This is a genomic window from Sphingomicrobium lutaoense, assembly GCF_014195685.1.
Taxonomy (GTDB): Bacteria; Pseudomonadota; Alphaproteobacteria; order Sphingomonadales; family Sphingomonadaceae; genus Sphingomicrobium; species Sphingomicrobium lutaoense.
Genome location: NZ_JACICF010000002.1, coordinates 129193 through 142876, shown reverse-complemented (window position 1 = coordinate 142876; position 13684 = coordinate 129193). Strand labels below are relative to the sequence as shown.

At 65.4% G+C, this 13684-nt stretch carries 12 protein-coding genes; 4 read left to right on the top strand and 8 right to left on the bottom strand.

What is annotated here, in order from left to right; translation table 11 throughout:
- The first annotated feature begins 5 nt into the window (after nt 1–5).
- The gene (locus tag FHS50_RS08840) at nt 6–1625 is read left to right on the top strand and encodes a YadA-like family protein (protein ID WP_183934085.1); all 1620 of its coding nucleotides are present in this window, start codon (nt 6–8) and stop codon (nt 1623–1625) included.
- A gap of 31 nt (nt 1626–1656) precedes the next feature.
- Here FHS50_RS08840 and FHS50_RS08835 read toward each other — a convergent pair whose 3' ends face one another.
- From FHS50_RS08835 to FHS50_RS08820, 4 genes are all read right to left on the bottom strand, one after another.
- Nucleotides 1657–2526 (bottom strand): MipA/OmpV family protein, encoded by an 870-nt coding sequence (locus tag FHS50_RS08835; protein WP_183934084.1) that lies wholly within the window; start codon nt 2524–2526, stop codon nt 1657–1659.
- A 71-nt stretch (nt 2527–2597) separates the two neighbouring features.
- Entirely contained in the window at nt 2598–2936 is a 339-nt protein-coding gene (gene fdxA / locus FHS50_RS08830; RefSeq protein WP_183934083.1) for a ferredoxin FdxA, read from the bottom strand.
- A 57-nt stretch (nt 2937–2993) separates the two neighbouring features.
- Entirely contained in the window at nt 2994–3278 is a 285-nt protein-coding gene (locus tag FHS50_RS08825; RefSeq protein ID WP_183934082.1) for a S4 domain-containing protein, read from the bottom strand.
- 16 nt (nt 3279–3294) lie between these two features.
- Entirely contained in the window at nt 3295–5838 is a 2544-nt protein-coding gene (locus FHS50_RS08820; protein ID WP_183934081.1) for a helicase-related protein, read from the bottom strand.
- A 161-nt stretch (nt 5839–5999) separates the two neighbouring features.
- Here FHS50_RS08820 and FHS50_RS08815 point away from each other — a divergent pair, with 161 nt between their 5' ends.
- On the top strand, nt 6000–7457 hold the full coding sequence (locus FHS50_RS08815) for a M23 family metallopeptidase (RefSeq protein WP_183934080.1): 1458 nt from the start codon (nt 6000–6002) through the stop codon (nt 7455–7457).
- Nucleotides 7458–7524: 67 nt separating this feature from the next.
- Here FHS50_RS08815 and FHS50_RS08810 read toward each other — a convergent pair whose 3' ends face one another.
- From FHS50_RS08810 to FHS50_RS08795, 4 genes are all read right to left on the bottom strand, one after another.
- Complete coding sequence (locus FHS50_RS08810; protein WP_183934399.1) at nt 7525–9204, bottom strand: ATP-binding protein; 1680 nt, start codon at nt 9202–9204, stop codon at nt 7525–7527.
- 82 nt (nt 9205–9286) lie between these two features.
- On the bottom strand, nt 9287–10045 hold the full coding sequence (locus FHS50_RS08805) for a TIGR02186 family protein (RefSeq protein WP_407696065.1): 759 nt from the start codon (nt 10043–10045) through the stop codon (nt 9287–9289).
- Complete coding sequence (locus FHS50_RS08800) at nt 10042–10953, bottom strand: sulfite exporter TauE/SafE family protein (RefSeq protein ID WP_183934079.1); 912 nt, start codon at nt 10951–10953, stop codon at nt 10042–10044. Before FHS50_RS08800 ends, FHS50_RS08805 begins: the two co-directional genes overlap by 4 nt.
- Nucleotides 10954–11190: 237 nt before the next feature.
- Nucleotides 11191–12021 carry a hypothetical protein gene (locus tag FHS50_RS08795; RefSeq protein ID WP_183934078.1) on the bottom strand — a complete coding sequence of 277 codons (831 nt, stop codon included), beginning with the start codon at nt 12019–12021 and terminating at the stop codon, nt 11191–11193.
- Nucleotides 12022–12292: 271 nt separating this feature from the next.
- Between FHS50_RS08795 and FHS50_RS08790 the strand changes: the two genes are divergently transcribed.
- On the top strand, nt 12293–13063 hold the full coding sequence (locus FHS50_RS08790; RefSeq protein WP_183934077.1) for a DUF2569 domain-containing protein: 771 nt from the start codon (nt 12293–12295) through the stop codon (nt 13061–13063).
- A 435-nt stretch (nt 13064–13498) separates the two neighbouring features.
- On the top strand, nt 13499–13681 hold the full coding sequence (locus tag FHS50_RS08785) for a Flp family type IVb pilin (RefSeq protein WP_183934076.1): 183 nt from the start codon (nt 13499–13501) through the stop codon (nt 13679–13681).
- The last annotated feature ends 3 nt before the right edge of the window (nt 13682–13684 follow it).

Below are 13684 nucleotides of genomic sequence, written 5' to 3'. Positions count from 1 at the left end.
ACACCGTGTCGGTCGGCGCGGTCGGCAATGAACGGCAGATCGTCAATGTCGCCGCAGGCCTCGTCGCCGGAGGAAGCACCGATGCCGTCAATGGCGGCCAGCTCTATGCCGAGCAGCAGGCGCGCATCGCCGCCGACGCGGCACTCCAGACCGCGATTGACGCCGAAACCGCGGCGCGCATCGCCGCCGACGCCAATCTGCAGGCGCAGGTCGATGTCAACGCGAACGGGCTTGCCGATGTCGACGCACGCGTCACCGTTCTCGAAAATAGCGACGTCGTCCAGAATCTCGCGATCGGCAATCTCGATGCGCGGGTGACCGCCAATGCCGCCGACATCGCCGATCTCGACCTCCGCCTTGGCCAGACGCAGGGCGATGTGACCGCGCTCGAAGGGCGCGTTTCGCAGAACGAATCGGACATCGCTTCGCTTGATGCACGGGTCACCGTCAACGAAGGCGATATCGCGCAGAACGCCGCCGACATCGCGCAGAATGCTGCGGACATCACCGCTCTCGACGGCCGTCTCGGCCAGGCCGAAGCCGATATCACGGTTCTCGACGGGCGCGTCACGGTCAACGAAGGCGCGATCGCCCAGAACAGCGCGGACATCACGCTGCTCGACGGCCGGGTGACCCAGAACGAGGCCGACATCTCGGTCCTCGATGGCCGCGTCACGGTCAATGAAGGCGCGATCGCGCAGAACAGCGCGGACATCACCGTGCTCGACGGCCGCGTCACCCAGAACGAGGCCGACATCACCGTCCTCGACGGCCGCGTGACCACCGCCGAAGGCGCGATCGCGCAGAACAGCAGCGACATCACCGTGCTCGATGGCCGTGTGACGCAGAACGAGGCCGACATTACCGTCCTCCAAGCCTCGGACGCCACGCAGAACAATGCGATCGCCCAGAATGCGACCGACATTGGCGACCTGCGCGCCGACGTGACCGTGCTGCAGACCAATGATGCGCTGCAGGATGACGCAATCAACGCCAATGCCATGGCGATCGCCAGCCTCGAGGTAAGCGATGCCGCGCAGAATGCCGCCATCGCCGCGATCAACGCCAACAGCAACAATAGTGCCTTCTTCAACTTCAACGGCGGCGTGGGCACTCCGGCCAGCGCGACGGGCACCAATGCCTCCGACGGCGGCTACAGCAACAGCGTCGCCATCGGTGCCGGGACGACGGCCACGGCCGACAACCAGGTCCATGTCGGCGGTCGCACCGTCTCGGGCGTTGCGGCCGGCTCGGTGTCGGCAGGCTCGACCGATGCGGTCAATGGCGCGCAGCTTTATGCCGTCATGCAGATGGACGACCAGCAGAATGCCCGCCTGAACTCGCTCGAGACCATGGCCTTCGATCTCGGTAACGACATCCAGCGGGTCGATGACCGGGCAGCGGCGGGTACCGCCGTGGCGATCGCGCTGGGCGGCGGGACCTTCCTGCCGGGCAGCGATGTCAACATCACCGGCAACGTCGGCTATTATCGCGGCGCGGCCGCGGGTGCGCTGCAGATCGGCGCTCTCGTGGGCGAGAAGGCCGCGGTGAATGCCGGTGTCGCAGCAGGCTTCAACAAGGGCGGCGATGTCGGCGCCCGTGTCGGCTTCACGCTCGGACTTTAACGGGTCCGGCTCCTCCCTTTTTTTATGGCCGCTAGAAAGTGTAGCCCACGCCCGCGGCGAGGAACCATTGGTTGGCGCTGCCCCGGTCGGCGACCAGCGGACTGTCCGCGAAATCGCCGAGCAGCCGCTCGTAATTGACCGTCCCGAACAGCGAGAAGCCTTCGAGCAGATTGTCCTCGAGGCTCTGTCCCAGCACCAGTCCCCCGCCGATGCTCTTCAGCCCGCCATCGAGGCTGTAGGGAGCCAGCGCCGGCACCGTTGCCGCCTCGGCGGGTGTCACGCCGAAATAGGTGGCGGCGAAATCGTCCCCGACGATCTCGGCGCCGAGCGACAGCGCGACGAAGGTCTTGCGCGACAGCGGGGTTGAGAAATCCACATTGGGCCCGATCAGCCAGTCATCATGCGCGCCCGCGACATCGTGGACGGCATCGAGGCGGAAGGACAGCCGGTCGTAGGGATTGGTGAGCCCCTTGAAGGTCAGCCCTGCGAACCCGCCCAGTTCGACCGCGACGTCGCGGTCGGGCAATTGGTCGACGACGGGATCGTCGACTTTGCCGCTGCGCGACAGGCGCACCCCGACGATCGGCCCGGCATCGAAGGACATATCGCCATCGCCGGGCGGGGTCAGCGTGGCGTAGAGGCGCAAGCCCCGCGTGACGATACGCACATCGCCGAACTTGGCGCGCACGAGCGCGCCCGGGATGAAGCGGTAATCGTCGGATCCTTCATAGTCGGGGCCATAGGCCGCACCCAGCCCGACGGTGATGCTGTCGGCATCCATCGCCGAAGGCGGGGGCAAGGGCGGCTCGTCCACCGCCATCGAACTGCCCTCGTCCTGCGCGTGAGCAGGCGCGGCGGCAAGGGCGGCGGCACAAAGAAGGAGGGCGCGCAGGCTGGACATGAAAAAACCCCTCGAAACATGGTGGCTTCGAGGGGTTCAGCGATTGGAAGCTGTGTCGGGTTCCCGGGCGATCAGTCGCCTTCGCCGGGCTCGGGCGAGAAGAATTTCTCGAACTTGCCTTCCATGCCCTTATATTCGTCGGCGTCCTCGGGGCTTTCCTTCTTGACCGTGATGTTCGGCCAGGCGGCGCTATATTTGCTGTTCAGTTCGACCCACTTGTCGGTATCGGCCTCGGTGTCGGGCAGGATCGCCTCGGCGGGACATTCGGGTTCGCAAACGCCGCAGTCGATGCATTCGTTGGGATTGATGACGAGCATGTTCTCGCCTTCGTAGAAACAGTCGACCGGACAGACCTCGACGCAGTCCATATATTTGCATTTGATGCAGGCGTCGGTGACGACATAGGTCATGGTTTACTGGCTCCGTTCTGAACTTTGCCCTGTCGCTAAGGCGCAGGATTCACCGCGTCAATCGCTAGGGGCCTGATGCGAGTCGTTCGCATCTTTCCCCAGCTCCTCGTAACAGCCGCGCGCTTCGCTCGCCGGGCCGCGCCGCTCGGGCAGCGAGAGGATGCGCAACACCCGCACGCTGCCGTGGAATGGAAGCGTGAGGACCATGCCTTCCCGCACCGCCAGGCCAGGCTTTTCCGCCCGCCGCCCGTCGATCCGCACCTTGCCCTCGGCAAGGAGGTGCTGGACCCGCCCGCGCGTTCGGGCATAGCGCACGCGATAGAGAAAGGTGTCGAGCCGCAACGCTCCGCCTCGTGCCCTATTTCAGGTCCTTGAGCGCGTCGGCGAAGGCATTGCTGGGCCGGCTTGCCTGCCGCCGCGCCTGCTTGCCCTGCGCCTTGCGCCGCCGATGGCCGCGCCACTTCCACGCTTCGCCCGAGGGAACGAAGCCCACGTCGGCCATCAGCTTGCGGATCGCCCCCTCGTCGAGGCCGAGACTGGTCGCGAGCGGCAGATCGACGGGATCGGGTTCGTGCCGCGACCGTGCCTTGAGCGCATGGGCGGCGAGCCGGTCGGCCATGTCCACGCGCAGCCATTTCTGTCCCACTCGCCGGAAGGCCAGCGCCGCGCCATGTTCGTCGGCCCCACCGTCGAGCAGCGCTGCGCCGGGTGCCGGAAGGCGCGGCATCGGCCGGTCGTCGCGCACCGCCAGCAAGGCCGCGCGCCATTGCTGCGCGGCAGGCTTGAGGAGGGTGGCGATGAAAACGTCGAGCGCGCCGAGGCGCACCCGCAGCTTGTGGAGCGCGGTGCGGTCGCTTTTCTCGAGCGCCTTGATCGCAGCCATCAGCGACTTGCGCGGCAACAGCCCGCCGGCATCGACGAGCATCGCCGCGACCGCGCGCACGCCGGGCGTGCTTTTCTTGTCCGAGGCGGCATCGCCCAATTGTTTGAGCGGCGAGAGATGCCGTTCGATCATCGTCTCGAGCCAGCGTTCGAGCCGCCCGCGAAGCGCCGCGCGCTGCGGTGCCGACAATCGGTCGAGCGCGCGGGTCGTCCGGACCGCGGGCTCGAGAAGCGAGCGGCCGGGCGCGAGATGGGCAAGAAGCTGCCCTTCCCAGGCGATGCCGATCCGGTCGCCATCCTCAACCAGCTGGAATGCGGTGTCGGGGGCATCGACCAGCTTGCGCGCGCGACGCGCCAATTCCTTGCCCAGCCGCCGCTCGGCCGCTGCGAGCAGCAGCCGCTTGTCGGCCAGCCGCGCGGTCGGATCGACAGTAAAATCGAAGCCCTGCAAATGGCCGATCGGTTCGGGACCCACCGATACTTCGCCATCGGCGGCCACCGTGACCGGCAGCGCGTCGGCGCCATGCGCGCCGATGTCGCGTACCAGCACTGCGGTGCGCCGGTCGACGAAGCGCTGGGTCAACCCGGCATGGAGCGCATCGGACAGCCGCGCCTCGACTTCGCGGGTGCGTTCGGCCCAGCGCGCGGGGTTTTGCAGCCAGTCGGACCGCTGTGCGATATAGGCCCAGCTGCGCACTCCGGCGAGCCGGTCGGCGAGCGTTTCGATATCGCCCATCACATGATCGAGCCGCGCGACCTCGGCGGCGAACCAATCCTGCGGGATATGCCCGCCCTCGCCGATATAGGAATAGATGCGCCGCACCATGCGCGCATGATGGGTCGCCCCCACTTTCCGGAAATCTGGCAGCCCGCAACAGGCCCAGAGCGTGCGCGCCTTGTTGCCGCGAAGCGCCGCGATCGCCGGATCCTCGGCGAGGATCTTGAGCACCGCGAGATCGATGGCGAGCGGCGCAGAGCGCAGCAGCGGGTCCTCGCTCTTTTCCTCGAGGCTCGCGATCAGCGCGCTCACATCGCTGTAATCGAGATCGGCATTGCGCCAGAAAAGCGTCTCGATCGGGCGGAAGCGGTGCGCCTCGATATTGGCAATTTCCTCGTCGGTGAATTCGGCCCCGCCATCGCCCACCGCGAGCGAGCCGAAGGTGCCGTCGGTTTGGTGCCGCCCCGCGCGGCCCGCAATCTGCGCCATCTCGGCGATCCGCAGCCGCCTCTCGCGCCGACCGTCGAACTTGGACAGCCCCGCGAAGGCGACATGGCGCACGTCCATGTTGAGCCCCATGCCGATGGCATCGGTGGCAACCAGATAATCGACTTCGCCGCGCTGGAAGAGATCGACCTGGGCATTGCGCGTCGCGGGCGACAATGCGCCCATCACCACCGCTGCCCCGCCCTTGAAGCGGCGCAGCATTTCGGCGATCGCATAGACCTGCTCGGCCGAGAAGGCGACGATCGCACTGCGCGGCGGCAGCCGCGACAGCTTGGTCGATCCGGCATAGCTCAAGGTGGAAAAACGCGGGCGCGAGACGATCTCGGCCTCGGGAAGCAGTTCGCGCACCACAGGGCGCAGCGTGTCCGAACCGAGGATCAGCGTCTCCTCGCGTCCCCGCGCGCGCAGCATCCGGTCGGTAAAGACATGGCCGCGTTCGGGATCGATCCCCAGTTGCGCTTCGTCGATCGCGGCAAAGGCATAGTCGCGCGGCAAGTCGCCGGGCTCGCCGGGCAGAAGATCGCCCTGGCGGCTCGGGACGGGCATGGATTCGGCGGTGCACAGGACATAGCGCGCGCCTGGCGGCACGATGCGCTCCTCGCCGGTCACCAGCGCGACTTGGCTCTCGCCTTTCAGCGCGACCACCCGGTCATAGACCTCGCGCGCAAGGAGGCGCAGCGGGAAGCCGATCACGCCCGATGAATGGGCGCACATCCGCTCGATCGCCAAGTGGGTCTTGCCGGTATTGGTGGGGCCCAAGATGGCCCGGACTAGGCCGTCCGCGTGTCGGGACATGGCAAGGATTCTGGGGCGCGCCGCGCAGCGATGCAAGGGCCAACCGGCGATGGTCGTGGCTTTTTTCGGCCATAGCGGCTTGTTAACCATGATCGGGCATAAGGAAGCGGATCGATTCGCGCGCGGGGGAGCGCGCAGGGAAGAGACCGCCAAGAGAGCGTATGAACGATATGGCCCCGGACGGAATGAGCGATTGGCGCGCTCTGCGCGCCCGCGCCGCCGCGTCCCCCATTGTCGAAGACGATGCCTGGCTGATCGTCGACCTGCGCTCGAACGTGGGCAGCGCGCGCTGGTGGCGCGGCGCCGCGACCCTGTGCGGTGCGGGCCTCCTTCTCGGGGCGATGTCGCTTCCGATGACGCGGCCGCTCCCACAATCGCCCCCATCGCTCCCAGAAGGCCAGCAGGCCGAGGAACTGGCAGCAGCGGGCATTTCCGAAGCCCGCACCGGCAGCCAGGTCGGAATGCGCATGGCCGCCGGGCCGATGGTCGAACCGCTCCGCGCGGTTCCCGAACGGCCCTATCGCGAACTGGTGGCGACGCTCGGCAAGGGCGATCGCCTCGAAGCCGGGTTGAAGCGCGCAGGCGTCACCGCGCGCGATGCCCGCGCGGCCGATGCCGCCGTGCGCTCGGTGGCCTCCGCTCCGCTCCCTGCGGGCACGCGGGTCAATGTCCGGCTCGGCGCCACGCGCATTGACGGATCGCGCCCGATCGAGGCGATGAGCCTCATGGCGCGGCAGGATCTCAAGGTCGAACTCGAAAGGCGGGAAGACCGTTTCATCGTGCGCACCGCCTCGATCGCGATCCGCAGCGCGCCGCAGCGCATCCGTGGCCGCTCGGACGGCGGTCTCTACTGGTCGCTGCGCGCCGCCGGCGCGACCCCGCGCATCGCCGCCGACTATCTCAAGGCGATCGGCGAACGGGTCGATGTCGGGGCATTGGGCCATGGCGCGCTGTTCGACCTGGTCTTCGAACAAAGGCAAAGCGAAGGCGGCGAGCGCATGCCCGGCCCTCTGCTCTACGCCGCGATCTCCCCCTCCGACGGCGAGCCGCTGTCGCTTTTGAAATGGCCGGTCGCGGGCAAGCGGCAATGGATCGATACCGAAGGCCTCGACGGCCAGGCCGACGAAGGCATGGTCTGGCCGGTCGCCGCGCCGATCACTTCCAACTATGGCATGCGCCGCCATCCCATCCTCCGCTACATGCGGATGCATGGCGGTCTCGATTTCGGGGCGCGCAAGGGCACGCCCGTGGTCGCCGCCGCCGATGGCCAGGTCGCGCTGGCGGGCTGGAATGGCGGGCATGGCCGTCGCGTCAAGATCGCCCATGAAGGCGGGGTGGTGACCAGCTATTCGCACCTCAGCGGCATAGCGGTCCCCGCGGGCAGCCGCGTGCGGCGCGGCGAGGTCATCGGCTATGTCGGCTCGTCGGGTCTCTCGACCGGGCCGCATCTCCACTACGAAATCAGCGTGGGCGGGCGCCGCGTCGATCCGCGCAGCGTCAACATGGTCCGCCGCGCCCCGCTTTCGGGTCCCGCGCTCGAGGCGCTGAAGAAGCGTCAGCGCGAATATCTGGCGCTTGCCCCGATGCGCGTCGCGGCTACCTCCGCACCGACCGCCTGACCCCGACGAAAAAAGGCGCCCGCGATGCGGACGCCCTTCCTTCCCCCGAGGATTTCTCGCGCCGGCCTTATTTGCCGTGACCGCGCCAGCGGCGGACGGTGCGCGAGATGATGCCTTCTTCGTCGCCGGTCTGCTTCCACATCTCGGCAAAGCTCGGATCGGACGATGCCGGGCGCTTCTCGGCCTCGAGCGTATCGAAGGTGACGCGGATCGGAATGTTCACGCCCTCGCCGCTGGCGATGCACTCGCGGTTGCGCAGAGCCGGAATGGCATCGAGGAAACCGCGCGCGCCTTCGGGCATCGCGGCGCGCACCACGTCCTGGTCGCGTTCGTTGTTGAGGCGCATCGAGATGATCGTGCCGCACTGCGACAGCACGCCTTCGGCAAGGTCGGACGGGCGCTGGGTGATGAGGCCCAGCGACACGCCATATTTACGGCCTTCCTTGGCGATCCGCTCGAGGATACGGCGCACCGCCTGGCCGCCCCCGCTTTCGTCCTTGGGAACGTAGCGATGCGCTTCCTCGCAGACGAGGAGCATCGGGCGCTGCGCTTCGGTGCGCGACCAGATGGCATAGTCGAACACCATTCGCGCCAGCACCGACACCACGGTCGAGGTGACTTCGGACGGCACGCCCGAGACGTCGACGATCGAGATCGGGCGGCCCTCGGCGGGCAGGCGGAACATCTTGGCAAGGAACTTGCCCATCGTGTCGGACACCATCATGCCCGAGAACATGAACGAGAAGCGCGGGTCGGTGCGCAGCTCGTCGAGCTTGTTCTTGAGGCGCTGGTAAGGCGCGGCATCGCCCGCCCGGTCGAGCTTGCCCATCTCGTTGACGATGATCTGATTGAGGTCGGTGAGCAGATAGGGGATCGGGCTGTCGACAGTGACCTTTCCGAATTCGGCGGCCATCTTGTTGCGCGTGCGCGCTTCCAGAAGGCATTTGGCGAGGATGTCCTCGTCGCGCTGCCGGTCCTTGCCCGACGAGGTCAGCATCACTTCGCAATGCTCCTCGAAATTCATCAGCCAGTAGGGCAGCTGGAGATTGTCGACGTTGAAAATCTCGCCAAAGCCCTTGAAGGCCGCCGAATATTCTCCGTGCGGATCGATCATCACGATATGACCCTCGGGCGATGCTTCGCAGATGCGGTGGAGGATGAGCGACACCGAGGTCGACTTACCCGTACCCGTCGAGCCCAGCACCGCGAAATGCTTGCCGAGCATCGGGTCGACATAAAGCGCGCCGCGAATGTCGTCGGTCGGATAGACGGTGCCGATCTCGATATGCGGGCGGTTGTCGGCGGCGAACACCGACTGGAGATCGGGCGTGGTCACCGGATGGACTTCGCAGCCCGGAATGGGAAAGCGCGTCACCCCGCGCTTGAAGGAAGACATGCCTCCGCTGCTGTCGCGCTTGCCCTCGCCGAGAAAGTCGACATGGGCAAGGACGGTGGTGCCCTCGAAGGCGCGCATCGTGCGGACATTGGCGATCAGCCAGCTATTTCCCACCGGCATCTTCACCTGGCTGCCGACCTGGCCCGACATGGACAGCGCCGGGTCCTCGTTGCCCTGCAATTCCATCAGCCGCCGCGCGTCGAGGACGACGCGGCTTCCCGAACCGGCAATCTCGAGCACATGGCCGATCGGCGCCTCGGCGCCCCGAACGGCAGGAGGCGTATCGCCTTCCTCGCGGCTATAGCTGTTCAGTTCGCTGACAAACTGCTGGAGATTGGGCTGTTCGTTCATGGATACGCTGTCCGATTGCTGATGGTTACCTTTGTCCATCGCCATACCCCCAAAGCGGTTAATATTGGCTTATGTACGTTATTTATTCGCTTTTGCGAAACAGGAAGGCGGCAAAGGCGCCCAGCAGCAGCGAAATGGTCACCGCCGCCAGGCCGTAAAGCCAGGGGTGGCGCACCGCCGAAATCGCGATGAACCGCTCGAACCCCGTCTTGTCGATGACGATGTCGCGGGTCGCCACCGCGAGCACGCGCCCGTCTTGGATGAGATAGGTCTCGGCGGTATAGGTGCCCACCGGCACGCGGCTGGGGATCGAGATGCGCGCGCGGTAAAGGACGCCTTCCGAAATCTCGACGCCATTGGGCTCCTGCTTGTAGAGCTGCTGGCGCGCGCGAAGGTCGATCAGACCCGCCTCGAAGCGGCGCTCCTTCTCGGGCCGCGCTCCGCCGCCCGGCGACAGTTGCAGATTTTCGAGGCCGAGCTCGTAGATGGCGGCGGTGCGCTCGTCGACAAGACTGTCGAGGGGCGCCGAACTGGCGACCGCATAGAAGCCGGGGGCCGAGCGGAAATGGTGGCTTTCGACATTCATCCAGATGCCCGCCACTTTCTCCTTCTCGCGCATCAGTATCGATTCGACCGGTCCTTTCAGCACCACCGCGACTTCGGCGGGCTCGTCGGGCACTCGCCCGCCGGGATAGATGATCGCCCCGAACAGGAGTAGCTGCGCGCCGGTGAAACTGTAGCGGATCTGCACTTCGCGCGCCGAGATGTCGGGCACCAGAAGGGGCTGGGACGCCCCGGTCAGCGCGAACATCGCGGCAAGAAGGAACAGCGGGCGCATCATAGCTGCACGATCGAATAGACTTCGCTGGGCTGCCAGGCGAGGCCGAGCAGCATGCGGATCGCGACCCCGAGGATCATGAGCGCCAGTCCGAGGCGGAGATAGTCGGGCTTGATCACATTGGCGAGCCGGGCGCCATATTGCGCCCCCACCACGCTCCCCGCGAGGAGCAAGGTGGCAAGCACGATGTCCACCGCGAACGTGGTGAGGCTGTGAACGAGCGTGGTCGCCGCCGCCACCGCGAGCATCATGACGAGGCTGGTTCCCACCACTACGCGCGGCGACATGCCGAGAAGATAGATCATCGCCGGGACTACGATGAAGCCCCCGCCCACGCCAAGCAGCACGGTAAGAATGCCCGAAAGGAAACCGAGGATGAGCGGGGCGAGAGGCGAGATATAAAGCCCCGAGGCATAGAAGCGCCAACGAAGCGGCAGGCTCGCCACCCATTTGTTATGCCGGCGCCGCGCCTTGCGCTTGGTCCGGGGTTCGAGCCAGCCTAGCGCGACCAGCGCATCGCGCAGCATCAGCCCGCCGATCGAACCGAGCATGATGACGTAGAGAAAGCCGATCACCAGATCGACTTGCCCCGAGGCCTGGAGCAGTCGGAACAGTCCCGCCCCGACGACCGAGCCGAGAAGGCCCCCCGCAATCAGCACCGCGCCCATGTGGAAATCCACGCCGCGCCGCTTCATGTGCGCGGCGACGCCCGACACGCTTGTCCCGGTGATCTGCGTGGTCGCCGAAGCCACCGCGACCGTGGGACTGATCCCGTAGAAGATGAGAAAAGGGGTGGTGAGAAAGCCCCCGCCCACGCCGAACAGTCCCGACAAGATGCCCACCAACGCGCCCAGCGCGACGATCAGCAGCGCGTTGACCGACATTCCGGCGATGGGAAGATAGATATCCACGCTTCGAGGCGTAGCGCGTCCGGACGATTTTTTCGAGGCGGCTTTTGCCTAAAACCCCGCGCTCAGCGTCGCCGTCGGCACGAGTGCGAACGCGCGTTGCTCACGAATTTTTGTCGGCAGCCGAAAAGGGCGTCGATCCTTCGCTCGAGCGGCAGGTGCAGCCCAACGGATGCATCACAGCAAGAAGGGCGCCGCATGTCCATGCGACGCCCTCCCCGATCGTTCGATATCGGACGATTAATGGTGGTCGGGCTGGTAGCCCATCGCCCAGGTCACATGGGTGATGATGGTGTAGCCACCGGCACGGCGCGAATAGACATTCGCACGGCCCTGCTTGTCGAAGCCGACGGCGCGGCCCCAGTCGGCCGGACCGGCACCGGTAAGACCGATCATCTTGCCATTGCCATTGCCGCTGCCGCACTTCTTCCAGCCGCCCTTGCACGGTTCTTCACCGCCGCCGCCGCTGCCGCCATGCGTGTGCCCGTAGATCTGTGCGAGCATGTTATAGTCATGGGCATCCGGGCCTTCGTTTCCCGCCGGCTGGTTGGTATATTCCATGCAGCTGGTGGTGAGGTCGGTGTTGAAGTCCTCGTTCTGGTGCCCAAGGCCATAGTCGTGACCGATTTCCTGGCACATGACGAGCTGGCGCCAGGTGTCATTGTTATAGGTCGAGGTGTTGAAATAGGTGTCGTTGACCTTGGTCACGCCGCCCGAGATATGGCCGTTCGACAGGGCGATCGAGGCGATGCCCAGCCAGCCGGTCGAACCATAGGTGTCGTTGCAGACGTCGATCTGGCCGCTGGTGATCGGGCACCGCTTGGTGTTGGCGCTCCCCGGCATTTCGGTGGCATTGATATGCGCCGACTTGTTCCAGTCGACGATCGCCTGATCGAGATGCTGTTCCCAGACGCCCGAGACATTATCCATGATCGGAACGCTCACCACGGTCGTGCTGCCGGTGTCCCAATGATAGGTCGACCAGGCATGATTGGCGGTCGCCGGACCGGTGATGGCCGCAAGAGCAGCCACGCTGCCGCCCGCGACAGCCAAACGTACGATATTCTTCATCAGATTTTTCTCCCCATGACATGGCCAGCTCGCCGAGCGCCTTGCCAGCCCCAATTCCCGTCGCCGCCCATACTCGGCCGGCGTCGGGAAGGGGGATGCTGTAAGCGGAAAATCGTAAAATCAAGGGCTTGGCCGGAAATCGGCCATCGTTGCGCGAGTGTCACCAAAAAAGCACGATTTTGGGAACGATCTGCGTCGTCACGCACTTAACTCGATAGCAAGATTAAGCGTTTAGGCCTTGGGGCAAGGCCAGTTGAAAGAAAGTGTCCCGATGATCACCGCCTATGCTGCCCGCCTGCACGAGAGAAGCCATGCGCTGCTCGCTGCGCTCGAAGGCAGCCTCCGGAAAATCATGCTCTTCTGGCTGGTGCTCGCCATGGGGGCGTGCAGCCTGCGCGTCGTCGCGGGCACCGCGGGCGCCGGGACGGCCAGCCTCAAGACCGCGCTGCCCTATATCCTCCTTGCGATCATGCCGCTCGTCTCGATGGGACTGGCGCTGCGCTGGTTCCGCGACGGGGCCGACATGCCGCAGCCCGAGATCCGCCTCGCGCGCGCGGGCGCGTGGAAGAAAGTGTCGCCCGAGGAAGCGCGGGCGCATCCGCTCTACGGGACCAGTGGGATCATGGTCTCGCTGCTCATCGGGACGCTGCTCAACGTGCCGGTGCGTTCGGCCGAATATCTGGTCGCCATCCCGGCGATCACTGAAGCCGTTCCGGGCTGGCTCTCGACGCTCCATTTCATGATGACGCTCGACGTGGTGCTCCTGTCGTCGCTCTATACGATCGCCTTCGTCGCCGCGCTCCGCAAGGTGCCGCTCTTCCCGCGTCTCTTGGTCGCGATCTGGATGGTCGATCTTGCGATGCAGCTCGCGGTCGCCCAGGTCGTCTCGGCCGAAGGCCTGCCTGCCACGGTCGCCGCTCCGCTCCATACCCTGCTCGACGGCAATGTGAAGAAGGTGATGATCTCGATCTTCCTCTGGGCGCCCTATCTCCTTCTCTCGAAGCGCGTGAACGTCACCTACCGCCAGCGCGTCGAGGCCTGACCTCCGTCACGGCAGGGCGTCCGACCCCGCATCCCCGAGTCGCAGGGCCCCGAGTCGCGCCCGAGTCGCGGCTCGATTCGCGCAATGGCCAGCTCGTACGCACGTCCAAAAGCGGCCCAAAATGAGACAAAATTGATACAGATCATGATCGATTAACTCTCGGTTAAACGGCTAAATTCGGCAGAAACCCGTTGATTTTCTTGCCGGGCAGACTCCGGACAATATTAATAAGAGTTAAATCGATATGCTTGACAGAAAGTAAACAGCAGCGCAGCAAATGCATATCCGATGCGGTCGTGGTCGCGGCGGACGGGGTCAGTTTCCCGCGGCGTAAAACGCGTTTACCTCAGTCCCTATGTCCTGCGTCGACTTCCCTTCGGTCGAGTGGTCCCATTGGGGGGCCTGTCGTAATGTAAACGATTAGGGGACGGGAAAATGACTAACTTTATCAATATGTTGAAGGATGAGTCGGGTGCATCGGCTGCCGAATATGCGCTGATCCTCGCGATTATCGGTGCGACCCTCGCGGTTGCTGCCGTGGCGCTGGGCTCGTCGATCGGCAACGCCATCGGTGACACCACTACCTGCATCGAGTCGGATGGTACCAACTGCCCGTAAGGC